Genomic DNA, 25,721 nt, shown 5'->3' on the forward strand with positions numbered 1-25,721 from the left:
AGACATGGAAAAAGCCTATTCTTACCGATTTTACCCCACACCCGAACAAGAGTCGCTATTGCGGCGCACTTTGGGCTGTGTAAGATTAGTTTACAATAAGGCACTCCATCTCAGAACACAAGCATGGTACGAAAGACAAGAAAGAGTAGGATATACTGAAACTTCTTCAATGCTAACCGATTGGAAAAAACAAGAAGAATTAGAGTTTTTAAACGAAGTTAGCTGTGTACCTTTACAACAAGGGTTAAGACATTTACAAACAGCTTTCACTAACTTCTTTGCTGGTCGTACTAAGTATCCTAACTTTAAGAAAAAACATCAAGGAGGAAGTGCCGAATTTACCAAGTCAGCCTTTAAATTTAAAGACAAACAAATCTATTTAGCCAAATGCACAGAACCTTTACCTATTCGATGGTCAAGACAAATACCAGAAAGCTGTGAACCAAGCACAGTAACAGTCAGATTACATCCCTCTGGACGTTGGCATATTTCAATAAGATTTGATGACCCAACAATTAAGCCATTACCAGTAACAGATAAAGCCATCGGAATTGACTTAGGAATTAGTAGCCTAGTAATTACCAGCGACGGCGATAAAGTATCTAATCCTAAGCATTTTAAGAAACATTATCAGAGGTTGCGAAAGGCACAAAAAAGCCTTTCTCGAAAACAGAAAGGGTCAAAAAATCGGGAAAAAGCAAGAATCAAAGTAGCTAGGATTCACGCCCAAATTACCGATAGTAGAAAAGACCATTTACACAAGCTAACCACTCAATTAGTTCGTGAAAACCAAACGATTGTGGTTGAGAATTTAGCCGTCAAGAATATGGTCAAAAACCAGAAATTATCTCAGGCAATATCTGATGTAAGCTGGGGAGAAATTACCCAACAATTAGCCTATAAATGCCGTTGGTATGGGAGAAATTACATCGAAATAGATAGATGGTTTCCTAGCTCTAAAAGGTGTAGTAATTGCGGGTATATTGCTGAGAAAATGCCGTTAAATGTTCGAGAATGGGACTGTCCAGACTGTGGGACTCACCATGACCGAGATGTTAACGCGAGTAAAAATATTTTGGCCGCAGGGCTTGCGGTGTCAGTCTGTAGAGCGACCATAAGACCAGAACAGAGTGAATCTGTTAAGGCAGGTGCGGAACCCCGCAAGGGAAAGAAGCAGAAACCCAAATCGTGAGGTTTGGGAATCGCCGTCCGTTTTACGGCGGCGAGGATGTCAAGCCACAACAATCCTTAATCACTAAAACCCTGACAGAGCAAGCCATTACCCCACTTGCACAAAATAGTTTAAATGTCAAGCTTTTAAAAAAAATACTTTTATTGTCTCCCCTGTTATTTTGGGAATTATTTGGTTTAGAAGTTAGCTCGGTGAAAGCAGTGGAAAACCTGCAATGTCCCGTCATTTCTAAGGAAGAAGTTGATACTAATGCCATCAAAAGAGAAATTGCTGATTATTCGGCCACTCTGCGAGTCTATCCTAGCGATCTGGGGACGATTAAACTTTATCTTCAACGGGGAATGGCCCGAGAAAAAATCAACGATCAAAACGGTGCGATCGATGATTTCAGTCAATACATTTGGTATAGTAATTATAATGCTCCCGCCTTCAAAGATCGACAGTTACTAGCTCAAGCCTATTATCAAAGAGGTGTGTTAAAGTTAGCCATGGCAAAGGAGCAGCGTCAGCCAAAATTATTAGAAGCTGCCCGCTCAGATTTTCAGCAAGCCTTTAAATATAATCCCAATAAAAGCGAAGTTTACTTTAACCTAGCAATTATTGCATCTTTGCTCAATCATCAATCCTTGGCTTTAGATTATTACCAGCGTTTCATCGGTTATGAAACTGAAGATTATCGCGGCTATTATCATCGAGGACAGCTATACTCTCAGTGGGGAAATTATGCAGAGGCTATCAAAGATTATGATCTGGCTATTTCATACAAACCCGATCTAATTGAAGGCTATTATAATCGGGCCATAGCTTTAGAAAAGATAGGGGGAAAACGAGAGGCTTTTAAGGATTATAAAATCGTTTTAAAATGCTCACCCAAACTATTTTTAGCCAAGAATGCTCCTAGCAGTTATCAAAACCGTGCTAGAGTACAAATTGAAATCGCTGACGAGGAAGTAGAATTAGCCAACTTATCTTCTAATTCCCCCCAAGGATATCAAACAGCGATCGAGTATTATAATGGAGCCATCAAAGATTTAGCACTTGTCATTCGTATTAATCCCAACTACGATAAAATTCCCCATGCTAGAGCATTTCTTAAACGGGGTTATGCTCACCTAAGACTCAACAATAATCAAGGGGCAATTCAAGATTATAACCAAGCAATTTATCTGCAACCCCAAGACGCAAAAGCTTATGTATATCGGGGGTTAATGCGGGCCAATAAATATCAAGAATACGCAGGAGCTTTAGAGGATTTTACTGCGGCAGTGGCACGAAATCGTCATGATGCAGCCGCTCACTATCATCGGGGATTAGTGCTGTATAAATTGGGGCGTTATCAGGAGGCAGTAGATAATTATAATATTGCCTTAGACCAAGATGATCGGATTAATATACCTAGTTTTACTTCTCGCTCTGTCTGTAGCGAAAATATCCGAGAATCTGCCGACAGAAATTATTTTTATGACTCCAGAGAACCCGATTTTCGTCCTAATTATAACGTCTCTTGTCATGCTCAAGCCCGGGGAGATGCTTATTTTGCTCTGAAAAATTTTGCCGCGGCCGAAAGAGATTATACTACTTATATAGTTGCCTATCCTAACGATCCAGAAGGGTATCATAAACGGGCTAATGCGCGTTTTGAAAAAGGGGATAAACAGGGAGCGATCGAGGATTATAATGTATTCCTACAAAAAGTCCGTGATGCGAGAATTTTCTATAGTCGTGGTAATAGTAGCGCTGACGTGGGAGATGACCAAGGAGCGATTACAGATTACCTGCAATCTTTGAGCATTAATCCTATCGATGTGACAGCGTATAGTAATCGGGGAAATGCACGCACTGATACCGCTACTATTCCCGATAATGTACAAGTAACACCGAGAATATCGGAGAATCCGATCGCCTATAATAATCGTGGTATTATTCGACGACAAACTGGGGACAAGGAGGGTGCTTTAGAGGATTTAGATAAGGCAGTTAGCTTGAATTCCAATAATCCTATTGCCTATAATAACCGGGGAGTTATTCGCTTTGATTTGGGAGATAATGCCGGAGCTTTGGAGGATTTAAATATCGCTATTGCTCTCCAGTTTAACTATGCTGAAGCTTACTATAATCGAGGTTTAGTTAAGGAAAAAATAGGCGATAAGAAGGCAGCGATCACCGATTATCAATTAGCAATTACTTATCAGCCAAATTATGGCGAAGCTTATTATAATTTGGCACTTGCCACCTACGATGATAAAAATCCTAGTAGTCGAGTAGCGAGCCTTAACTATTTGCAAAAAGCCGCTAATGCCTTGATAAAAACCGGTAATTTAGAACTCTATGAACGGGCGGTAGAATGGATGTTAAAAATGCAGTAATTTCTCGAAAAAATAAGCTAATTTTTGACAAAGACTTCAAGACTTGGCTATTTCAAGCCTTCAAAGAGCGGGGGAGTCTCTTATTGCCGATGAATTAGCCGCTAATCATCATACAAGGTTGGGTTGACGTAAGGAAACCCAACTATAGACCCAAGGCAACCCAACAAAAAGATTCAGACGGATTTAGGTGTTGGGTGTTGGGTTTCGCTTTCCCTGAGAATTGAGAGGGTTTCTTTAACATATTTATTCGCTCAAACCAACCTACGAAACTACGGGCGCTCACTACTTAATTTAATCACTTGTTGCTCAGGAAATTTAAGGGTAAGTTCCCATTCTCCCCCTAATTCCCTCATCATACGGGTTAAATTTTCTAGGGTAAGATGTTGTTTTAAATCATCCGATTTTGCTGAGAAACAGGGCTGTTCACTTTCGCTTTCCGTGATTTCTTCTGAAGCAAGTCCTAGGCGTTGAAGAAGTTCATCAATGATTTGCATTTCTTGTAAAAGCTCTTGGGTTTTAGCTTCAATTTTTGCCCTTCTTTCAGAGGGCAGTTTATCCATTTCTTCATCAAAGGTAATCATAGATTTTGCTCCGTTAAGGTTTTTAAATAGGCTTCAAATCTTTTTTCGGCGATGGGAATGTTTTTTTCATACCATCTTTTATCGCCAGTTTTATTTCCTCCTACTAGCTAAAGTCGATTGGGTTGAGGCACGAAACCCAACAATACACCCAAGTAAACTACTGTAGGTTGGGTTGAGGCACGAAACCCAACAACAGACCCAAGGAAACCCAACAAAAAGATTCAGACAGATTTAGGGGTTGGGTGTTGGGTTTCGCTTTCCTTGAGAATTGAGAGGTTTTCTTTAACCTATTTATTCGCTCAAACCAACCTACGGACTCTAATTTTTACTCATTTCTTGGCGAATCATGCTGATTAGTTTTTGAGCTTTTTGATAACCTGCTTCATTCCCTTGTTGACGATATAATTCTGAGGCTTTTTCGGCATCAGCAAGGGCTTTTGGAAAGTCTCTTGTCAGGGCATAAACAACCCCCCGATTGATGTAAGCATAAGCATAATTAGGATTAAGTTCAATGGCTTTGCTGTAGTCAGCTAAAGCTAATTCGTATTTCTGCAAGTTTTTGTAAAGAACCCCCGATTGACGTAAGCATTAGCATAATTAGGATTAATGTCAATGGCTTTGCTGTAGTCAGCTAAAGCTAAATCGTATTTCTGCAAGTTTTTGTAAAGAACCCCTCGATTGTTGTAAGCCTCAGCAAAATTAGGATTAATTTCAATAGCTTTGTTGTAGTCAGCTAAAGCTAATTCGTATTTCTGCTGGTCAGAGTAAAGATTCCCTCGATTGTTGTAAGCCTCAGCATAATTAGGATTAATGTCAATGGCTTTGCTGTAGTCAGCTAAAGCTAAATCGTATTTCTGCAAGTTTTTGTAAAGAATCCCCCGATTGTTGTAAGCGTCAGCATAATTAGGATTAATGTCAATAGCTTTGTTGTAGTCAGATAGGGCTAAATCGTATTTCTGCAAGTCATCGTAAAGAAGCCCCCGATTGTAGTAAGCCTCAGCAAAATTACGATTAAGTTCAATAGCTTTGTTGTAGTCAGAGAGGGCTAAATCGTATTTCTGCTGGTTATAGTAAAGAATCCCCCGACTGACGTAAGCCTCAGCATAATTAGGATTCATGTCAATAGCTTTGGTGTAGTCAGCTAAAGCTAAATCGTATTTCCGCTGGTTATAGTAAAGAAGCCCCCGATTGTAGTAAGGACCAGCATTATTAGGATTAATTTCAATAGCTTTGTTGTAGTCAGAGAGGGCTAAATCGTATTTCTGCTGGTTATAGTAAAGAATCCCCCGACTGACGTAAGCATTAGCATAATTAGGATTAATGTCAATAGCTTTGCTGTAGTCAGCTAAAGCTAATTCGTATTTCTGCAAGTCAGAGTAAAGATTCCCCCGATTGTAGTAAGCATTAGCATAATTAGGATTAATGTCAATAGCTTTGCTGTAGTCAGCTAAAGCTAATTCGTATTTCTGCAAGTTATAGTAAAGAAGCCCCCGATTGTAGTAAGCATTAGCATAATTAGGATTAATGTCAATGGCTTTGCTGTAGTCAGCTAAAGCTAATTCGTATTTTTTTTGGAGACGGTAAAGCTCCCCCCGATTGTAGTAAGCATTAGCATAATTAGGATTAATGTCAATGGCTTTGCTGTAGTCAGCCAAAGCTAAATCGTATTTTTTTTGGAGACGGTAAAGATCCCCCCGAACGAAGTAAAAGTGACTAAAATTTGAATTAAGTTCAATAGCTTTGTTGAGGTCAGCCAAAGCTAAATCATATTTTTGTTGGCGATGGTAAAAAATCCCCCGATAGAAGTAAGCCGAAAAAACATCATCAGAATTAATGTCAATAGCTTTGTTGTAATCAGCTAAAGCTAATTCGTATTTCTGCAAGTCAGAGTAAAGATTCCCCCGACTGGCGTAAGCACCAGCATCATTAGGATTAATGTCAATAGCTTTGTTGTAATCAGCTAAAGCTAATTCGTATTTTTGTTGGCGACGGTAAAGATTCCCACGATTCTCGTAAGCCTTAGCAAAATTACGATTAAGGTCAATAGCTTTGTTGAAGTCAGAGAGGGCTAAATCGTATTTTTGTTGGTAAGAGTAAAGATTACCCCGATTGTTGTAAGCACCAGCATCATTAGGATTAATGTCAATGGCTTTGTTGAAGTCAGCTAAAGCTAAATCGTATTTTTGTTGGAGAAGGTAATTAAGCCCCCGCCCTCTATAATATAAACCATAATTAGGATTAAGTTCAATAGCTTTGTTGTAGTCATCTAAAGCTAAATCGGATTTTTGTTGGTAGGAATAGTGCGTCGCTCGAACAGAGTAAGCCATAGCATAATTAGGATTAAGTTCAATAGCTTTGTTATGGTCATCTAAAGCTAAATCGTATTTTTGTTGGAAGAAATAGTACCTCGCTCGAATCACATACCACAAAGCACGAGGAGCGAGATAAATTGCCTGATTAATCGCAGCTAATCCCTCATCATAGCGTTCTAAACTATCTAATACTGCCCATTTCTCGTTATAGTAATTGGGGTTATTGGGAAACAGAGAAATCGCCTGATTAATCACCGTTAAGGCTTGCTCATAATTTTCTCTGGCTTCTCTTTCTCTACCAGCACTTGTTGAGAAGTCACCTAAAGAGCGATAAACAACACTTTGCTGTTGTAAAATACTACTGTGAAAGTTCTTTAAATCTTCCCCTTTAGGTAAGGTATTAATCGCTTGTTGCAAAGCTTCTATAGCTGGTTGATATTTATCTAAAGCAAATAACGCTAATCCCTTCCCATACCAGGCTAAATAGACATTATCGGGGTCATTTTGCTTAATCGCCTCATCAAACGCCTTAATTGCTTCCTCAGACCTCCGTAACCGCCATAATTGTCCTCCCCTTTCTATCCAAATATCCGCCTTCGCATTGGTATTAGGGACAATAACACCAGTAATCGCTTGAATAATTTCTTGTTTTTGTTGCGGACTAACTTGGGGTTGAGCAGTGGTTAATAATTGCGGTTTTACCTTCAATCTTTCTTGCAATCCGATAAAAGTGCTAATGGGAATCCCCAAACTAAACCCTAACTGAATTTTCCCTCCCCCTGCTCCTTCCGAACGTCCATGAATCCCTATTACTCTCCCCTGGGAGTCTAAGACTGCACCGCCACTCATGCCCCCAAATGTGATGCTGGTATAAACTAATTCATAGCCTCCGGTTAAAGAACTGACACTTTTTAATACTGCCCCTTGTTCATTGCTTAAGTCACTTTGGCGGGTTAGTAGTAATCCCATTTCTTGATCTTTGATTCTACCTCCACTAAACAACCATTTCGAGGGATTGTCGCCAATTTTGGGGAAGCCTGCCGCAAAAACAAAATCATCGGTATTTGGGTTATAATTCGCTATTTCCGCAACGGGATAATTGTCCAGGCTTTCAAACTGAAAAACTGCTAAATCTACCCCTTTCTGCCGGATGATGGTGCTTTTCTCGATGTTTCGAGTTTTGCCGTCGCTGGTGACGACGGTGTAGGTGTAATCAGCACAGCTGGCGGTGCGTGCCATTTCTCCGCAAAGGACGTGATCGGCGGTTAGGACGGTGTAAATATTGCCTTTTTTAGCGATAATTACGCCACTTCCATTGGCTTTACTGCTACTATCAATCCGCACGGTGAAACCCTTGGTTTTTGTTTCTAATTCGGCGATATAGTCAGTAGGGGCGGTGGTTTCTATATCGGGGTTCACCTGCGGTAGGGGCAGGTTATAGGCGCTGAGGATTTCGGGACGGATGTAGGTTAATAGGGTATTGATGGAAATGCCCCAGTTAACCGCTCTCATCTGTTGGATTTCTGCGTCTGTGGGTTTTGTACCGTCCTCGTAGATGTAGTTAGAGAGAATCGGATGGGCCGATCGCCCGTTAATGCCGATTAACTCCCCATCGACAAAAATGCCGCCGCCACTCATTCCCTGCACGATCTCGCCACTATAACCGACGCTGTAGCCATCCCGGAGGGGTCGATCGCTCACCTGTTCGAGGGTTCCCTTTGTCGTCCGATACTGTCCCGTTTCGGCAACATATCCCGCAGCCACCACTTCTAAACCGATCCTGTTTTGATTGATGGTAAACTCCGCGATGGTGGCGATCGAATATTCCCGGGTATCGCTAAACTCCACGAGGGCCAGATCCTTATCTTTTAAAAGGGAATTCGGCGCGATCGAGGCTGTGCGGGTTTGGCCGTCGTGGGTTTGGATCTGTAGGGTTTTCGCGCCGCGGATAACGTGAGCGTTGGTTAGGACGAGGTATATACTGCCTTTTTTCCCGATAATGATTCCCGATCCCCGATTTATCTCGCTAGTAATCTTAACAGTGACTTGACGGATCGATCGCTCGATCTGCGCGTTTGGGCTGTCTTCCGCCACGATCGCCGGAGCAGAGAAAGGGGATAGCGCTTTAACCGGTACGACGGGCAGAAGTAGGAGGCTTAGGAGTAGGGGAAAGGGTTTCAACATGATTATTATGGGGAAATTCGGGGTAAAACAGCGAAAATTCTAGCGGGTGGGAACGCAATTATTTTGCGGGCCAGCAGATCTCGTACCACAGGGTGCGTCGCGATCGGCGAGTGGTGCTTTGGCGAAAAACTCCGTCATCGAGATATAGGTTTTATCTCCGGAATTCTGGAGGAGCATATCCGAGCTTTTCCCCTCTAGGATGTCCATGAGTTGTTGCAAGACTAAATCTGGATTATCGTGGGGTTTAAGGGTAAAAAGTTGGCTATTACCATCGCAGGGATCGCCGGATCGTGAAACGCTGCAGATGATCGGGTATCCCTTCGCCCGGCCGGTGGTGAGATAGTTAAAACGCCCTTGATTATAGGCTTCCTGGAATTTTTTCGTGACTTCCTCGCAACGAACCGGGGAACGTTTGGAGAAATATTCCGATTTCCAGCCGATAATCCGCACATTGCCGCTCCTTTGGGGAATCCAAGCCAGGGTGGCGGGGATTTTTCCTCCCGATGCGCGATCGAACACCTCTTTACAGAAGAAGGTGACGCCATTCGGGGTGGTCGATTGGCTGAAACCGGGGGCGATACCACCGAGGAGGACAGTGGCGAGGAGGCCGACGCAAGCGAGACGGTGGGAAATATATCTAGAGTTCATAGGGATAGTTCCTCAGAAAATAGGGATTAGAATCGTGATTAGGGTCAAAATGGGATTATTTAAGGGTTAGCGGCGGCGTTGAGGGTGTAGCGACCCGATTCACCCCCTTCGCGAGAGGTAGCCACTAGGATATAAACTCCATCGGCAGGTAATTCGGTTACGAGTCGAGCGTTAAAATCCCCGGGAGCGCGATCGACACGCTGGTTACTACGGGCGACCTGTGGGTATTTTGTCCCCTCGGAAGATTGGAGAACGCGATAGAGGACAAGATAGGGAGCGATCTCGTTGCTGTTCATATCCAGAACGATTTTCTGTCCGGCACGACCCTCGAACCCGTAATATTGCTCGTTTTGGTCTTTGGTCAAGTTGCCTTGAACGGTCTGACCGTTAAGAGGGAGGGCGAGTAACTGTATCCGATCGTCCTGTCCTAATGTTGAGACGGTGGAGACATCACCTGTTTTAACTGCGGTGAGGAAAGCTTGCAGGCGATCGAGGGAAACGGCGAAATTAATGCCGCTCTGGGTAAGGCCGATCGGGTTTCCCGCACCGTCGTAAACGTAACTCCCGATATCGCCTGCGACGTTAACCCCCACCACTTCCCCCCGTGAATTCAAAAGCGGCCCGCCGGAATTGCCTTTGTTGATATTAGCGTTGTGTTGCACAATGCCTTTTTCGGGGTCGAGACGGCTGATAATGCCCTGGGTGAGGGTGTTTTGATAGTCCTCGTTTAAGGGTGTGCCGATGACGAAAACGCTTTCGCCGACTTTGGCGGAGTTCGGACGGGCGAGGGGAAGATAGGGCAGGTTTTGGCGGTTATAAATCCGCAGGACGGCTAAATCCACGCCATTTTTAGCGAAGCCGATCACGTCTGCCGAGGCCTGCTGTCCGTTGGAAAATTTCACCGTCACCACCCGGGGTCCGTCCGCAACAACGTGGGCGTTGGTAATGATGATACCGTCGGGACTGACGAGAAAGCCGCTACCGTGGCCGCTGCCATTTTTGACGGTGACGACGGCGGGGCTGGCTTTCTGATAGACTCTAGAAGCGGTCTGCTCCTGGGCGAGGAGGGGTGGAACGTTTTCCATCAGGAAGCCTCCTGGTTGAACGAGTAGGCCAGTGGTGGCCAGTAGCACCGATAGGGTGAAAGTAATTGGTTTCATCGGGTTGGCTCCTCTTTAGTCGAGGGATACTTGCAAGGATGTTATCGTTGGTTTTTTCCCAATTATGCGATCAAGTTTTAAGTCCTCAGGTTGCTTTTTTCACAAAAGTTTAGAGGGGGAGAGCGATCGCTCTCCCTTGCAACTTACGCACCTATCTGCCGTAGTGCTTCTATGGCGCTGTTGTACATTTCTGTGTTTCCCTGCTGGCGAAATAATTCGGCGGCCGTTGTTAGATCGGCGATCGCATTTTGTCTCTGGTTAAATGCGAGATGGACGTATCCGCGGAAATGGTAAGCGTAGGCAGCGCGGGGGTTTAGTCGGATCGCGGTGTTCAGGTCTTGAAACGCCGGTCGCCATTGTTCGCGAATCGTGTAAATCATGCCCCGACCGAGGTAAGCTTCGGCATAGTCCGGATCGAGTTCGATCGCTCTGGTGAATTGAGCGACGGCGAGATCATATTTTTCCTGTTGGATGTAGTTAATTCCCCGGTTAAAGTGGGCGATCGCTTCTTTGTAGTTCGTTTGAGCGATCAGGGTTTCGGCTGGTTGTCGGCTCTCTAGGGCGATGACGGGGCGAACAGTCGCGAGGGTGGAGAGGCCGATTAGACTGACGGTGGTGAGAAGGGCAAAGGATTTCATGGGTAGTTCCTCGGTGAGGGTGATTTGAGCTTCTACCTAATTCATCGGTTGCTTTTTTGGGAATATGCAGGATAGGGCGATCAATTTTTTTTCCTTTCGGGTACAAAAGGAAAAAGCGCGGCAATCGGCATCGCTTTGTTATCATTTAGTGAAAAATACTTGTTTTTTTCGATGCAATATGGTAAGCAAATCCCCGACGATTACCGATGCGGAATTAATTCGCCTCAGTTGTCAGAACCCGGAATTAGGCTTTGAACGCAATGCAGATGGAACGTTAGTCACTATGGCCCCGATCGGAAGTATTTCAGCGAATCGAGAACTGAAAGCCGGCGCTCGCCTGCTCTACTGGGTCGAACAGAACGGGTTAGGAGAGGTATTTAGTTCTAGCGGCGGTTTTAAACTGGCCAATAGCGCGGTACGCTCTCCCGATGTGGCTTTCGTGGCGAGAGAACGTTTACCGTCCGGTTGGCAGGAAAGGGAGGATGAATTTCTCGATCTCGCGCCGGATTTCGTGATCGAGATCCGTTCTAAAACCGATAGTTTATCCAAGTTAAAGCGGAAAATGGAGGAGTATCGGGAGAACGGGGTGAAGTTAGGATGGTTGATCGATCGCCACAATAAACAGGCTTTCGTCTACCGTCAGGACGGGACGATTACCTGTTATCCCGAGAACGCGATTTTAAGCGGGGAGGATGTGGTTCCGGGGTTCACCCTAGCGCTAGAAATCTTGCTGTAAGATCGATCGCTTTTTTCGGGGTGAGATTCAAAATCGATCGAGTATCTAGACCGCGCCTAATTGCCGTAGGAATTGCAGGGCTTTTTCGCGTGCTGGCGCGTTCCCTTGCTGGCGGAACAGTTCGGCGGCTTGTCGGAAATCCTCGATCGCTTTTTCCTTGTCTAGCCGATAGACGTAAGGAACCCCAACAATAGACCCAAGGAAACCCAACAAAAAGGAAACCCAACAATACACCCAAGGAAACCCAACAAAAAGATTCAGACGGATTTAGATTTTGGGTGTTGGGTTTCGCTCCGATGACCCAACCTAGGAAAGGATGCGATCGCTTTTCGTTCTCTAAAACAGTGATCGCACCAAGATGACAAGCACTGTAGCATAACCCACCGAATATTATAAAATTGATGGTGCGTTACATTTCATGCTTGGCGAAATCCGGCAAAATAAGCTTTAACCTCATGCCAGAAATTTTCAGACTGGAAGGCTATGTTTTCTTTTTCTATGCCAATGAAGGCAATGAACCCATGCACGTTCACGTTCGACGGGGCGGCGGATATGCTAAATTTTGGCTAGAGCCGCTAGAATTGGATTATGCTAAAGGTCTAAAAACCAAAGAAATTGTTCGGGCTGAAGTTATCATTACAGAAAATATAGAAATAATACGGAGGAAATGGCACGATGTATTTGGTACATGAAAGCATAGTAAAAGCTCAAAAAGTTTGGGTTGAAGATAAATGGATTTGTATTCGTTTAGAAGACGATAGAGAAATTCGTTTTCCTGCTTATAAAAATAAACGCTTATCAAAAGCAACCTTTGAACAATTAGCAGAGGTTGAGTTAATTTGTGATGGCACGGGATTACATTGGGAAACCTTAGATGAGGATTTGTCCATCATTGGCATTTTAGAAGGAAGATTGGGTGCTTAAATGTTAAATGCTTAAAAAAAATCGGCTCTACCGAACCTAGTAATCATAGCAATTATCGTCGATTGGGTTGACCCAAGGAAACCCAAAAAAAAGATTCAGACAGATTTAGGTGTTGGGTGTTGGGTTGCGCTTTTCCTGAGAATTGAGAGGTTTTCTTTAACATATTTATTCGCTCAACCCAACCTAAGAAACTGATTCTAGATATCTTAAAATCTGTTCTTTCAAATCATCCAAATAATTTTCTACCACCTCCCAAACTGTATTAAGGTCAATTCCCCCTAAATAATCATGTACTAAAATATTCCTAAAACCAGAAATATTACGCCAGTCAACATCGGGAATATTGACCTTTAATTCCTCCGAAAGCCGTTGAGTTGATTCTGCCAAAGTTTGTAAGCGTCTAATGATAGCATCGCTGATCATTGAATTAGCAAAAAACTCCTGTTTTCCTCCTTGGGAATAGTCCTTAATTTTATCAATACAGTCTAAAATGTATTCAAGATAAACTTGATCTTCATTCATAACTTAATTGCCTCCTTTAAGATTCGCTGTTTAATTAGATGATGAAGGCTTTTTTCAGTTACTACATCCACTTTACACCCTAAGAGAGCCTCTAAATCAACTAATAATCCACCGGGAAACCAAGGGGACGTTTTAGCTAAATCATAATCAATTAAAAAATCAATATCACTATTTTCGGTTTCCTCACCTCTAGCAACGGAACCAAATACACGCACATTAAAAGCACCATGTTTGGTGGCAATTTTTAGGATATCCTCTCGTTTGTCTTGTATGAGTTGTTTTAAGGTCATAAAATAACATCCCTCCCGAAGGTTTTTAATGAACAATTAACAGACTAGACTAGAAAAAACTAAATACTGATAACTCACCCCCCCACTTATTGCCCTAATTTGCGTAAAAGTTGCATCACCTTTTCATAAGTTGCCATATTATTCTGTTGGCGGAATAATATAGCGGCTTGTTGTCGATCAATTTTGCCTTTTTCGGTTTGTTTTAATTTGGCATATAAAAGACCACGACTACTGACCTTATGAACGATGGCTAAATAAGGGACTTGCGTGCGAATAATATCCCAATTGATCGGAGGGCGCAAGCTTTGCGCCCCTACAGTAACCGATTTTGTCCACAATGTAGGGGCGAACTGCGTTCGCCCAAAAGGTACATTATCAAAGCGCAAGTCCCTAAGTAATCATTGATTTCTCATTTCAGGTTCGCATTAGATTATATTCTTCGCGGATTGATGAAGTTAGAGATTCCAATAAGATTAATTTTTCCTCAATTGACAGGTTTTTTCCTTGTTTAATTAATGTTTGTAAAGTCATTTTTTGCAAATCAAATTCCGGCACAAGTAGAGCCAATTCTTGTGTTTGTTGATTTTGTAAGTCAGTAATTAATTCTTGTAAAAATAGAGAATCATTACTTAAGTCTGAAATTTCATCTTCATAGTTTTCGAGAGCTTCTATTTGTTGAATACGGTCACTATAATTTTTGAGAAGGGATTCGAGAGCTTCGATAATAAATTGGATGTCTTTAAATGATAGAGTTTTCATAGTTTACCTCAACTTACTTTTTTAAATCCTATAGTAATCATAGCAATTATCGTCGATTGGGTTGACCCAAGTAAACCCAACAAAAAGATTCAGACAGATTTAGATTTTGGCTGTTGGGTTTCGCTTTTCCTGAGAATTGAGAGGTTTTCTTTAACATATTTATTCCCTCAAACCAAGCTAGGGACTGCACCTAGTTTTTTACACACAATTCCTGATGGTTTAAAATAGCTTCTGATACCTCAATGAGCAGAAAAGCGATCGCATCTTGATGATCCGCGTCGGTTAAAATGGTTTCGAGGGTGCTAGGGGTGGGAATTTCGTCCCCATCTGCCAACATAAAGGAAATATGACCTTTTAAGGCTTCAGTTGCCATTTTTTTCGCTTCTTCGATGGTTTCTCCTGCACTAATACAACCCGGAAAGTCATAAAATTGTACCCCATAATCACTATGGTTATCTTTATGAACGGTGGCTAAATAAGTAATCATTCATTTCTCCTTTATCGTAATTTAATACCGGCTTGTTTTTCGATACTGATTAGGGTTTTAAGGGGAATATCCTTTTTAGGGTGAGGAACAGTCACTTTCCCTTTTTTATGGGGATGTTTAAAATGATGATGACTTCCTGTTGTACCTACTTGATACCATCCCTCATCCTTCAGTTTTTTGATAATTTCTCGACTTTCCATAATTGATGATTTCTATTTCACCCCCCTAATTGTTGTAAAATCTGCATCACTTGTTCATAAGTTGCCATATTATCCTGTTGGAGGAATAATATAGCTGCTTGTTCTAGGTCAATTTTTGCTTTTTCGGTTTGTTTTAATTGGGCATATAAAACACCACGACTACGGATTATAGTAATCATAGCAATTATCGTCGATTGGGTTGAGCCAAGGAAACCCAAAAAAAAGATTCAGACAGATTTAGGTTTTGGGTGTTGGGTTTCGCTTTTCCTGAGAATTGAGAGGTTTTTTTCAACATATTTATTCCCTCAAACCAAGCTAGGGAACTACTGATTAACATAATTTTTTAGTTCAGGATGTGCTAATAATTTTTGAACATCAGCAAAAATTTTGTTTGTCCGTAAAATCTTTTTGAGGAAATCAATATTGGCAAGTTGAGAATTAATACTTAAAGCACTTTCAGCGAGTTTTAATGCTTTATCTTTTTCGCCTTGATGATAAAAAGCAACGGCTAAAGCTAATTGAATTTCGGCTGATTGATTGTTAATTATTAGTGCTTTTTCCCATTGTTTAATTGCTTCACTTATTGACCCTTGTTCATACTTAACTAAGCCGATGCCCATCATAGCAAACCAAGCATTTTTGTTAATTTTAATAGCTTTGTTGTAGTCAGAGAGGGCTAATTCGTATTTTTGTTGGAGATAGTAAAGACTCCCCCGATTGTAGTAAGCTATAGCTAACTTAGAATCAAGTTCAATAGCTTTGTTGAAGTCAGCTAATGCTAATTCGTCTTTTTGTTGGTAATAGTAAATACCCCCCCGATTGTTGTAAGCCATAGCTAACTTAGAATCAAGTTCAATAGCTTTGTTGAAGTCAGCTAAAGCTAATTCGTATTTTTGTTGGTTATAGTAAATGCCCCCCCGATTGCTGTAAGCCCCAGCTAACTTAGAATCAAGTTCAATAGCTTTGTTGAAGTCAGCTAAAGCTAATTCGTATTTTTGTTGGTTATAGTAAAAACGTCCACGATTGTTGTAAGCCTCAGCTAACTTAGAATCAAGTTCAATAGCTTTGTTCCAGTCAGCTAAAGCTAATTCGTATTTTTGTTGGTCATTGTAAATATTCCCCCGATTGCTGTAAGCCATAGCTAACTTAGAATCAAGTTCAATAGCTTTGTTCCAGTCAGCTAAAGCTAATTCGTATTTTTGTTGGTAATAGTAAAGATTCCCCCGATTGTTGTAAGTTATAGCTAACTTAGAATCAAGTTCAATAGCTTTGTTGAAGTCAGCTAATGCTAAATCGTATTTTTTTTGGTAATAGTAAAGCTCCCCCCGACCAGAGTAAGCCATAGCATAATTAGGATTAAGTTTCATAGCTTTGTTGAAGTCAGCTAAAGCTAATTCGTATTTTTTTTGCAAGTAATAGTTACTCCCACGAATCGCATACCAAAAAGCACGAGGAGCGAGATCAATTGCCTGAGTAATTGTGTCTAATCCCTCATCATAACGTTTTAACTCATATAATACTACCCATTTTATGATATAAGATTTAGGATTATTGGGAAACAGAGAAATCGCCTGATTAATCACCGTTAAGGCTTGCTCATAATTTTCTAAAGAGCGATAAACTACACTTTGCTGTTGTAAAATACTACTGTGAAAGTTCTTTAAATCTTCCCCTTTAGGTAAGGTATTAATCGCTTGTTGCAAAGCTTCTATGGCTGGTTGATCTTTATCTAAACCAAATAACGCTAATCCCTTCCCATACCAAGCTAAATAGACATTCTTGGGGTCATTTTGCTTAATCGCTTCATCAAACGCCTTAATTGCTTCCTCATACCTCCGTAACCGCCATAATTGTCCTCCCCTTTCTATCCAAATATCCGCCTTCGCATTGGTATTAGGGACAATAACACCAGTAATCGCTTGACTAATTTCTTGTTTTTGTTGCGGACTAACTTGGGGTTGAGCAGTGGTTAATAATTGCGGTTTTACCTTCAATCTTTCTTGCAATCCGATAAAAGTGCTAATGGGAATCCCTAAACTAAACCCTAGCTGAATTTTCCCTACCCCTGCTGTTTCCGAACTTCCATGAATCCCTATTACTCTCCCCTGGGAGTCTAAGACTGCACCGCCACTCATGCCCCCAAATGTGATGCTGGTATAAACTAATTCATAGCCTCCGGTTAAAGAAGCAACACTTTGTAATGTTCCCCCTTGTTGAGTGCTTAAAGGACTTTGGCGGGTTTGTAGTAATCCCTGTTCTTTATCGTGAATTCTACCGCCACTAAACAACCATTTCGAGGGATTTTGTCCAATTTTGGGGAAGCCTGCCGCAAAAACAAAATCACCGCTATTTGGGTTATAATTCGCTATTTCCGCAACGGGATAATTGTCCAGGCTTTCAAACTGAAAAACTGCTAAATCTACCCCTTCCTGCCGGATGATGGTGCTTTTCTCGATGTTTCGAGTTTTGCCGTCGCTGGTGACGACGGTGTAGGTGTAATCAGCACATCTGGTGGTGCCTTTGATTTTTTCGCAGAAGACATGGTCTGCGGTTAAAACCGTGTAAATATTCCCTTTTTTAGCGATAATGACACCGCTACCGTTTCCACCGCTCGTACTATCAATCCGGACGGTGAAACCCTTCGCTTTCGCTTCTAATTCGGCGATATAGCGAGTAGGGGCGGTGGTTTCTATATCGGGGTTCACCGGCGGTAGGGGCAGGTTATAGGCGCTGAGGATTTCGGGCCGGATGTAGGTTAATAGGGTATGAAGGAGAATGCCCCAGTTAACCGCTCTCATCTGTTGGATTTCTGCGTCTGTGGGTTGTTTTGTACCGTCTTCGTAGATGTAGTTAGAGAGAATCGGATGGGCCGATCGCCCGTTAATGCCGATTAACTCCCCCTCGACAAAAATGCCGCCGCCACTCATTCCCTGCACGATATCGCCACTATAACCGACGCTGTAGCCATCCCGGAGGGGTCGATCGCTCACCTGTTCGAGGGTTCCCTTTGTCGTCCGATACTGACCCGTTTCGGCAACATATCCCGCGGCCACCACTTCTAAACCGATCCTGTTTTGATTGATGGTAAACTCCGCGATGGTGGCGATCGAATATTCCCGGGTATCGCTAAACTCCAGCAGAGCGAGATCTTGATTCTCCGATAGGGAATTGGGGACAATGCGGGCTGCACGGCTGTGGCCGTCGTAAGTTTGTACCTGTAGGGTTTTCGTGTTGCGGGTAACGTGGGCGTTGGTTAGGACAAGGTAATTATCGCCTTTTTTAGCAATAATCGTCCCCGATCCCCGATTTGTCTCGCTAGTAATCCGAACGGTGACTCGTTGTAGGAATTGCTCCTCGGTAAGCTCCCGATCGCCCTGTGCCGTCAGAATGGGATGATTAGAAATATTTCCGGCAGCCGGGGTGATAAGGGTTAACCCGGGTTGAGGCAGTAGGGAGAAAAGAAGGATGAGGGCGATCGAAGGTTTGATCATGGCTGTTACCTAGGGTTTGCTGAATAAATGTGAAATGTAGGCAAGGTAAGAGTTTTGTCGTTTTTCTCGTGAAACAGGTGCAAGATTTTGAGAGAATCGTGCTTCAAAACCTTGCGTCTTCATCGGCCCGGGTCCTGTAGGGGCGAAGCATTCGGGCAATAACCTATCGGTGAAACCGGAGATTTTCTATCCGAATGCTTCGCCCGTACTTTTTCAGCAAGCCTTACCTTGCTATTTTAAGTAGTAAGAACGAAGAAAAAAGAAGATACCGGAGGTGGTGAGAAGTGCGATCGCTGGGGGGATAATCGGAACCCAGAGACCGAAATAACTAAAGAGAAGCCAACCGATACCGGTGAGGGAAATCATAGCGATCGCCACTGTCAAAAGTACCGTTTTTACCCGAAGAAAACGCCACGTTAACAATCCCCCCACCAGAGACCAACCCAGCACCCAGAAAGCCTCCTGTAGGGGATTCCAGAAAGCGATCGAGGTACGTTTTCCTGTCATTGTATCGAGAATTTGACTGACTGCGTGCGCGTGCAAATAAACCCCCGGAATTGCTTCCGATGGGTTGCGACTAAAGGGGGTTAAAAAATCATCGATCCCGGGTTCTGTTACTCCAATCAGGACAATTTTTCCCCGGACCGATTCAGGATTAAAACGCGGATCTAAAACCTGTTGGAGAGATTTTTTCGGGGCAATTTTTGTGATTGCATCGCTGCCATTATCGGCGATTCGACGGTAAGCGAGCATAACTTGACGGCCGGATCGGGTATCGGATTGACTGGTTCTGTAGGGGCCGCGGTTGGATTGTAGCCAGTCACCGAGATGAGTATCCCCGATATTAATTTCTAGAATTCCCCGCTCCAGTTTATTGCAGTCAAAATCTTGATTCTGGGATTCTAGATATCGTTTGGCAATTAGGAGACTAAAACTAGGAGCATAATCTTTAAAATTACAGGACATTGAGTCAACTTTGGCCAAAGAATCCGGGGGAAGACAGGGAGAGGTGCGATCGAGTTTTGCCTGATATAAAAAACGACGAATTCGGGGAACTCCGGCAATGGTTTCGTCTGGGACTATGTTACTAAAACCACTCTGATTTTTTGGCAGTTCCGGGGGTGGGGGAAATCCGTCCGGTTGCGGGTAATTATTAAACTTACAAATCGAGATAAAATTAGGAGTATTTTGTAATTGTTTGGCTAGGGGTGGATAATCTTGACTGGCAGCGATGGGACGGAGGATATCTAAGGCGATAATTTGCGGTTCGTAGGGCAGTAATTTATTTAAAAGCTGCGATAATGCTTCTCCTGCGAGGGAACGTTTTCGATCGCTTCCTGGTATTGTTGGTCTTTTCATACCCATGCGATCTTGATAGGCCCAATCTTGGCGATCGATGGTAACAATTAATAATCTTTCATCGGGTTTATCTTTGGGTTTTAGTTGCATCAGACGATCATAAATATTTAATTCTAATGGTTCTAAAATTCCTGTTTCTCTTATTGCCAAGACTGTCATCGTTACGGCTAAACCTAAACCGAAAGTTAGAGCAAATCGTCGCCAATTTTGTTGTTTTTGAGGGGAGTTACTAAAACTATGCCAAGTGGGGGGTTCTTCGGTGGGATTGGGGCAAACTACGGGCAGCCAACTGGCACAGGGATAGTCTTTTTCCCAGTCATCGTGCAGATTTTTTTGGGCTTCATGTACGGCGCTATAGAGAGATTTATTATTGGTAAAAGCGGTTAAAAAGTATTGCAGAAATTTGGGAGAAACAGGATCGGGTAATTTCTCGCGCATAAAGATTAGATGGGGTAATGCCATCCCTTTTTCCCGGGATAGTTGTTGTGCCAAACCGATACCATCACAGGAGTTAAATATCGCTAATTTTAACCCGTTTTTAGTGGCTTCTCCCAGGGAAAAGCTAAAATCAGCTATCTTTAATTTATGAGTTTCTGTTAGTTGAATTTCGCAATCTTGTCCATCTTCTGTACTGGCACTATGACCGCTAAAAAAGAGGATATTCCAAGTTTCTTGACGCAATAACTGATTTAATTTTTGCGGGTGGGGAGCTTTTTCCCAGATAATTTCGGCTCCTGCTTTTCCCGCAATATCGTCTAAGGTTTTGCGATCTTCTTCGAGAAATTTTAAGTCGGTGGCATAGCCTAAAATGGCTAAAATCCGAATTTTTTCATGATTTTTTAATTGTCTGGCTAAGGTATCGTATTCTGAGACAATAATGGCTATATCTGCGCCGGTATTTTGGAGAATTTCCCATTTTTCCCAGGGGAATCTTTGCAGCCAAATATTATCGGTTTGTACCCAGATACGAAAGTTATTACCAGAGCGCAGAATTGCGGTTTTTATCGGTTCAAATTCTGGGCTATTATTCAACCATCTGTTTAAGTTATCCTCAAATAATTTGGCTTTTTCTTGGCAGTTTTTAAAGACTAAACTCTGCTGAGAACTATTGGTAATTTGTTGGGGATTGCTATCTTTTAAGACTTTAAAAAATCCCTCTAATTCACTATAGTGACGTTGCCATTGACGGTAAAGAGTTAATAACTCTAAATTAGCTGGTAGCCTTGCTTTGATCACAGTTTGGGGACGAGAATTAAGATCGGGACGAATTTCTAATTTTACTTTAAATCCCCGATCAAATGTGCCATCTAGTTCGAGAGTTAAGAGTTTAATCATGAAGTTTTTCCTCGCTTATACTTGTAAATATTCGGTTACTCTTGCCGATTCTAAAGCCACTTCAATGAAGAATTTATCCCCCAATTCAGCATCAAATCGATAACGAATAAATTCATCGTTATCTGTGGCAATTACTTCTCGAAAAACCTGGCCAGTTTCGGTGAGAATACTTAATTTTAAATGGGGGGGTAAAGTGCTTGTTTCTCCGGTGGGGTAAACAGTCGCTTGCAGGCTAAATATTTCTTGAGTTTTAGCGATAGTAATCATCAAAGCGAGGGGATTTCCCAGTAATTCTACTCCTAAATCTTTGATGCGTTTAATTTCTGTATTTTTGAAAGCTGGAACCAGTGACAGTGAGCTAAAATTGAGGATACTTTGCCAATCAATGGGGAAATTATCAGTAAACCAATTGGTTAACTTGACGGGAGATTTTTGCCGACGGGTAATTAAAATTTTTCTCCAGTTACTATTGACGATAACTGCTGCCCATTCTTGAAAAGCAATAGCTTTTCTGGGAAAGATTAACTGAGGATTAGCTAAGATGTCTAGTAAGGTTGTCAATCTATCTAAAGATAGTTTTTCTTCCATCTTTTCCTGTTCAATCTTCACTGGTTGTAATTGACACTCTCCCCATAAATCTAAAGAATCTGATCCTGATTGCAGTTGATTTCTCGGTAGAGAGTAGTTAAGATTACGCTTAATATATTGTCCTTTTTCTTTAATATCTTTATGGGTAGTAGAACCCCAAATTCTCAGATAACTTTCGGCAGTGTTTACCTGTACCGCTAGATAATAATCACCAATTAATTGAGGAATATCTACCCATTCTTGAGGAATTTCGATCGCTTCTAGATCCAGAGTTTCGCTGGCAATAACTATTACTGACTTTTCGCCTAATTTAACGGTAAAACCATTAACTCCTAGTTGCCAGAAATCCTCTTGATTTTCTACTAAGCTAACCCCAGGCATCCCTGACTGTAGATAGTTAAAAATAACTTGTTGACAAAGATAATTAACATAAAATCTCTGACGAATACTGGCATCAGTAAAACTGGCACTTTTTGCCCAACTTATCTCTTGAACATCTGCGGGTATTTCTAGCCAAATGCTATCAGGAGTTAGTTCTAACCAATCATTAACCATAATTAATCCTCCTGAGTTGTTGCGCTGGTTTGATAGTAGTATGTTAGCCATGGTTCTATTGCCTTACTAATAACTTCTCTATCGTGAGACTGGGAAGGAATATGCAGGTTTTCGCTGGCCCAGGGTAAAAACTTTTTAGCGAGGTGACGATAAACTTTATCCAGTTCCCTAGAAACCTGATATTGTTTGATAACTACCGTGGTGATTTCTGTAATCTTAGCGGCAATTGCCACTTGTCCCAACCCTAACCCATAAGTCATCTCTAGAATTAACTGAATTTGCGGATGCAGTTTTGCCTGTTGCGGCTGCTGACAAATCTGTGAAATTTCTGCCCCTAACCAAGCTAGAATTTTTTGGTGGTTTTGTTGCGACTCGCGAAAATTTTCCGCCGCTTCTAATTGCTGCCAAGGGGTATCATGGTCAGTATCTTCGATCATTTCTTCCCTCGTGGTACTTTCCTCACCCCCGAAAGGTTGCTGTAGGGAAATTGTTTTTCCTTGGGGAAATAAATAATCAAAAATAGCTTGTCCTGCATCCTGTAACCATCGGGTAATTGTCCCAGAATTGATTTTGATGGTAGAGTGGCTATCCGAGTTATAGGCAGCGGCGATTTTTTGCCAGATTTCTGGACTAGGTTCCTGAATTTTACCATCGGTTTTTATTTTTGCCTGGGCATAAATTTCTTTATAGTAATCCCAAGCTAAAAGGTAATTTTCGAGAGTTTCTCCCACTAATCCCCTCGCCAGGAGAGCTTGGCTGAGACGCGCTCCGGTAGAATTAAGTAGTAGGCTCCAAGTATTATGGCCGAATGCTTGACTAATCTGACGGATGCGATCGATTAAGCGATATTTAATCCTCTGGGTGGCAAAATTATCGAAGCGAGTGGAGAATAAAGGCTTAAAGTCAGCTAAGATAGCCTCAAAATCAAGAATTCCTTCGTTAAAGTAGTCTTCGATCTGATAATCCAGTTTAGCTTGATATTTTTGATAGATTTCGGCAGCTGCCCAGTAGCAAGGTTCCTGCAAATAAGCGTATAAATGCCCACGAAAAAGATGATTTTTGGAACCGTGATTCTGGTACTGTTGGTGAAAGAATAGAGACCAATATTCCTCGGACTCGACATTAGGATCGATTGGGCCATAGCTTTCCATGTTACGACGCAAACGCCGATCGCAATTCCATTGTGTCCTATTTTGCTGCAAAACTAAAAAGCAACAAAACTTCTCCAGCAAAGTCTCTCGTTTTTTCATCTAGCTAGTCCCCGTGGAGGTCAACTAAACTCTCTATCGTTCCACTTGCAGCTTTTATGCAGTATTTTGGCATTTTGTTACAAATTGATCATACTCGGTCTAGGAGAGTCACATTCACATACTCCCCCACCCCCAACAGCTAACCCCCATGGCGGACCAGAACGGGCATATTAAAAAAAAACCTGTCCACTGTTCCTGAGAAACGTTAACATAAATTAACAACCCCTTAACAACCGATAAGATCATCCTCAATTTATCAGGAGTTCGACAGCGTGAACAAAAACGGTAATAACAAAAAATGGCGCAATGCGGGACTATATGCCCTATTGTTAATCGTAGTCCTTGCCTTGGCCTCAGCTTTCTTCGATCGCCAGCCAGCAGTGCAACAGACTTGGAAGTATAGTGAATTTTTACAGGAAGTACGGGAAGGTAAAGTGGAAACCGTGCGCTTAAGTGCTGACCGGCAACGAGCGATCGTACCCACCCAAGATGGAGCAAATGTATTAGTTAACCTGCCCAACGATCCGCAATTAATCAACATCTTGGCAGAAAATAACGTTGATATTTCCGTACTGCCCCAAAGAGAAGAAGGAGTATGGGTAAGAGCCTTCAGTAGCCTATTTTTCCCTATATTGCTTCTTGTTGGTCTATTTTTCTTGCTCCGTCGCGCCCAAAGTGGTCCCGGTTCCCAAGCGATGAACTTCGGCAAATCGAAAGCAAGAGTACAGATGGAACCCCAAACCCAGGTTACTTTCGGTGATGTGGCCGGGATTGAAGGGGCAAAATTAGAATTAAACGAAGTGGTGGACTTCCTCAAAAATGCCGATCGCTTCACGGCAATTGGGGCAAAAATCCCCAAAGGAGTCCTTTTAGTCGGTCCTCCGGGGACAGGTAAAACCCTACTCGCTCGCGCAGTAGCTGGGGAAGCAGGAGTCCCGTTTTTTAGCATTTCCGGTTCGGAATTTGTGGAAATGTTCGTCGGGGTGGGTGCTTCTCGCGTCCGCGACCTATTTGAACAAGCGAAAGCGAATGCACCTTGTATCGTCTTTATCGATGAGATTGATGCTGTCGGTCGTCAACGGGGCGCCGGTTTAGGGGGTGGTAACGATGAACGGGAACAAACCCTCAACCAATTATTAACGGAAATGGACGGTTTTGAAGGTAATACAGGTATTATCATTATCGCCGCCACTAACCGTCCTGATGTGCTGGATGCCGCTTTATTACGTCCGGGTCGTTTCGATCGCCAAGTGGTGGTGGATCGTCCCGATTACGCTGGCCGTAAGGAAATCCTTAATGTCCACTCCAGAGGCAAAACTTTGGCCCAAGACGTGGATCTCGATAAAATCGCTCGTCGTACCCCCGGTTTTACCGGTGCCGATCTAGCTAATTTGCTCAACGAAGCCGCAATTTTAGCGGCACGTCGCAATTTAACCGAGATTTCCATGGATGAGATCAACGATGCGATCGATCGTGTCCTAGCAGGTCCTGAGAAGAAAAATCGCGTCATGAGTGAAAAACGCAAAACCTTAGTTGCTTACCATGAAGCTGGTCACGCTTTGGTGGGTGCTTTGATGCCGGATTACGATCCCGTCCAGAAAATTAGTATTATTCCTCGCGGTCGCGCTGGGGGTTTAACTTGGTTCACTCCTAGCGAGGATCGCATGGAATCCGGGTTATATTCTCGCGCTTATCTGCAAAATCAGATGGCTGTAGCTTTGGGGGGTCGTTTAGCTGAAGAAATTATCTTCGGTGAGGAGGAAGTGACTACGGGTGCTTCTAATGACCTGCAACAGGTGGCACGAGTAGCGCGGCAAATGGTCACTCGTTTCGGCATGAGCGATCGCCTAGGACCGGTGGCCTTAGGTCGTCAAAATGGTAATGTTTTCCTAGGTCGTGATATCGCTTCCGATCGAGATTTCTCCGATGAAACTGCGGCAGCTATTGACGAGGAAGTGCGTAACCTAGTAGAACAGGCCTATCGTCGCGCTAAAGAGGTTTTAGTCAATAACCGCGCCATCTTAGACCAGTTAGCGCAAATGTTAGTGGAAAAAGAAACCGTGGACGCGGAGGAGTTACAAAATATCCTCGCTCATAACGATGTGAAAATGGCGGCTTTAGCTTAAGTTTTGTAACATTTTCTT

23 protein-coding genes are annotated in these 25,721 nt (G+C 42.7%); 6 read left to right on the forward strand and 17 right to left on the reverse strand.

What is annotated here, in order from left to right:
• Positions 1-4 precede the first annotated feature (4 nt).
• On the forward strand, positions 5-1,192 hold the full coding sequence (locus VL20_RS04840) for an RNA-guided endonuclease InsQ/TnpB family protein (RefSeq protein ID WP_052275771.1): 1,188 nt from the start codon (positions 5-7) through the stop codon (positions 1,190-1,192).
• Positions 1,189-3,558: a tetratricopeptide repeat protein gene (locus VL20_RS04845; protein WP_052275772.1), complete on the forward strand. Its 2,370-nt coding sequence runs from the start codon at positions 1,189-1,191 to the stop codon at positions 3,556-3,558. The genes VL20_RS04840 and VL20_RS04845 overlap by 4 nt, the downstream gene beginning before the upstream one ends.
• 269 nt (positions 3,559-3,827) lie before the next feature.
• Here VL20_RS04845 and VL20_RS04850 read toward each other — a convergent pair whose 3' ends face one another.
• The 6 genes from VL20_RS04850 to VL20_RS04875 all read right to left on the reverse strand — a co-directional run bounded on the left by VL20_RS04850 (position 3,828) and on the right by VL20_RS04875 (position 11,081).
• Complete coding sequence (locus VL20_RS04850; protein ID WP_016514503.1) at positions 3,828-4,139, reverse strand: hypothetical protein; 312 nt, start codon at positions 4,137-4,139, stop codon at positions 3,828-3,830.
• Between the two features lie 318 nt (positions 4,140-4,457).
• Positions 4,458-4,694 (reverse strand): tetratricopeptide repeat protein, encoded by a 237-nt coding sequence (locus tag VL20_RS27330; protein WP_128575137.1) that lies wholly within the window; start codon positions 4,692-4,694, stop codon positions 4,458-4,460.
• Positions 4,676-8,635 (reverse strand): serine protease, encoded by a 3,960-nt coding sequence (locus VL20_RS04860; RefSeq protein ID WP_128575138.1) that lies wholly within the window; start codon positions 8,633-8,635, stop codon positions 4,676-4,678. Before VL20_RS04860 ends, VL20_RS27330 begins: the two co-directional genes overlap by 19 nt.
• Before the next feature lie 39 nt (positions 8,636-8,674).
• Positions 8,675-9,283, reverse strand: a complete 609-nt coding sequence (locus tag VL20_RS04865; protein WP_002763038.1) for a COP23 domain-containing protein — start codon at positions 9,281-9,283, stop codon at positions 8,675-8,677.
• A gap of 59 nt (positions 9,284-9,342) precedes the next feature.
• Positions 9,343-10,443 (reverse strand): S1C family serine protease, encoded by a 1,101-nt coding sequence (locus tag VL20_RS04870; protein ID WP_052275773.1) that lies wholly within the window; start codon positions 10,441-10,443, stop codon positions 9,343-9,345.
• Positions 10,444-10,586: 143 nt separating this feature from the next.
• Positions 10,587-11,081, reverse strand: a complete 495-nt coding sequence (locus tag VL20_RS04875; protein WP_052275774.1) for a tetratricopeptide repeat protein — start codon at positions 11,079-11,081, stop codon at positions 10,587-10,589.
• Positions 11,082-11,259: 178 nt separating this feature from the next.
• On the opposite strand from VL20_RS04875, the gene VL20_RS04880 reads away from it, so the two are divergent.
• The 3 genes from VL20_RS04880 (at position 11,260) to VL20_RS04890 (ending at position 12,741) form a co-directional block, all read left to right on the forward strand.
• Positions 11,260-11,817 (forward strand): Uma2 family endonuclease, encoded by a 558-nt coding sequence (locus tag VL20_RS04880; RefSeq protein WP_052278386.1) that lies wholly within the window; start codon positions 11,260-11,262, stop codon positions 11,815-11,817.
• Positions 11,818-12,218: 401 nt separating this feature from the next.
• Positions 12,219-12,509, forward strand: a complete 291-nt coding sequence (locus VL20_RS04885; RefSeq protein ID WP_002797746.1) for a DUF4160 domain-containing protein — start codon at positions 12,219-12,221, stop codon at positions 12,507-12,509.
• Complete coding sequence (locus VL20_RS04890; RefSeq protein ID WP_002785172.1) at positions 12,493-12,741, forward strand: DUF2442 domain-containing protein; 249 nt, start codon at positions 12,493-12,495, stop codon at positions 12,739-12,741. Before VL20_RS04885 ends, VL20_RS04890 begins: the two co-directional genes overlap by 17 nt.
• A gap of 183 nt (positions 12,742-12,924) precedes the next feature.
• On the opposite strand, the gene VL20_RS04895 is transcribed toward VL20_RS04890, so the two are convergent.
• From VL20_RS04895 to VL20_RS04940, 11 genes are all read right to left on the reverse strand, one after another.
• Positions 12,925-13,263 (reverse strand): HepT-like ribonuclease domain-containing protein, encoded by a 339-nt coding sequence (locus VL20_RS04895; RefSeq protein WP_046662410.1) that lies wholly within the window; start codon positions 13,261-13,263, stop codon positions 12,925-12,927.
• Positions 13,260-13,553: a nucleotidyltransferase family protein gene (locus tag VL20_RS04900; protein ID WP_002763046.1), complete on the reverse strand. Its 294-nt coding sequence runs from the start codon at positions 13,551-13,553 to the stop codon at positions 13,260-13,262. The genes VL20_RS04895 and VL20_RS04900 overlap by 4 nt, the downstream gene beginning before the upstream one ends.
• 86 nt (positions 13,554-13,639) lie before the next feature.
• Positions 13,640-13,891, reverse strand: coding sequence for a hypothetical protein (locus VL20_RS04905; protein ID WP_128575139.1), 252 nt, complete (start codon positions 13,889-13,891; stop codon positions 13,640-13,642).
• A gap of 76 nt (positions 13,892-13,967) precedes the next feature.
• The gene (locus VL20_RS04910; protein WP_052275775.1) at positions 13,968-14,312 is read right to left on the reverse strand and encodes a hypothetical protein; all 345 of its coding nucleotides are present in this window, start codon (positions 14,310-14,312) and stop codon (positions 13,968-13,970) included.
• A gap of 190 nt (positions 14,313-14,502) precedes the next feature.
• Positions 14,503-14,799, reverse strand: a complete 297-nt coding sequence (locus tag VL20_RS04915) for a type II toxin-antitoxin system HicB family antitoxin (RefSeq protein ID WP_002763050.1) — start codon at positions 14,797-14,799, stop codon at positions 14,503-14,505.
• An 11-nt stretch (positions 14,800-14,810) separates the two neighbouring features.
• The gene (locus VL20_RS04920; RefSeq protein ID WP_002768607.1) at positions 14,811-14,999 is read right to left on the reverse strand and encodes a type II toxin-antitoxin system HicA family toxin; all 189 of its coding nucleotides are present in this window, start codon (positions 14,997-14,999) and stop codon (positions 14,811-14,813) included.
• Positions 15,000-15,016: 17 nt separating this feature from the next.
• Positions 15,017-15,178 carry a hypothetical protein gene (locus VL20_RS31570; RefSeq protein WP_167341532.1) on the reverse strand — a complete coding sequence of 54 codons (162 nt, stop codon included), beginning with the start codon at positions 15,176-15,178 and terminating at the stop codon, positions 15,017-15,019.
• A gap of 144 nt (positions 15,179-15,322) precedes the next feature.
• Positions 15,323-18,490 (reverse strand): serine protease, encoded by a 3,168-nt coding sequence (locus VL20_RS04925; protein ID WP_052275776.1) that lies wholly within the window; start codon positions 18,488-18,490, stop codon positions 15,323-15,325.
• A 231-nt stretch (positions 18,491-18,721) separates the two neighbouring features.
• A complete protein-coding gene (locus VL20_RS04930) occupies positions 18,722-21,184 on the reverse strand; it encodes a CHASE2 domain-containing protein (RefSeq protein WP_052275777.1) in 2,463 nt (820 codons plus the stop codon).
• A gap of 15 nt (positions 21,185-21,199) precedes the next feature.
• Positions 21,200-22,327, reverse strand: a complete 1,128-nt coding sequence (locus VL20_RS04935) for a DUF1822 family protein (protein ID WP_052275778.1) — start codon at positions 22,325-22,327, stop codon at positions 21,200-21,202.
• Positions 22,328-22,329: 2 nt separating this feature from the next.
• On the reverse strand, positions 22,330-23,577 hold the full coding sequence (locus VL20_RS04940; protein WP_052275779.1) for a sigma-70 family RNA polymerase sigma factor: 1,248 nt from the start codon (positions 23,575-23,577) through the stop codon (positions 22,330-22,332).
• 272 nt (positions 23,578-23,849) lie between these two features.
• Between VL20_RS04940 and ftsH3 the strand changes: the two genes are divergently transcribed.
• Positions 23,850-25,703: an ATP-dependent zinc metalloprotease FtsH3 gene (gene ftsH3, locus VL20_RS04945; RefSeq protein WP_052275780.1), complete on the forward strand. Its 1,854-nt coding sequence runs from the start codon at positions 23,850-23,852 to the stop codon at positions 25,701-25,703.
• Positions 25,704-25,721 lie beyond the last annotated feature (18 nt).

It is taken from the genome of Microcystis panniformis FACHB-1757, from assembly GCF_001264245.1.
Taxonomy (GTDB): domain Bacteria; phylum Cyanobacteriota; class Cyanobacteriia; order Cyanobacteriales; family Microcystaceae; genus Microcystis; species Microcystis panniformis.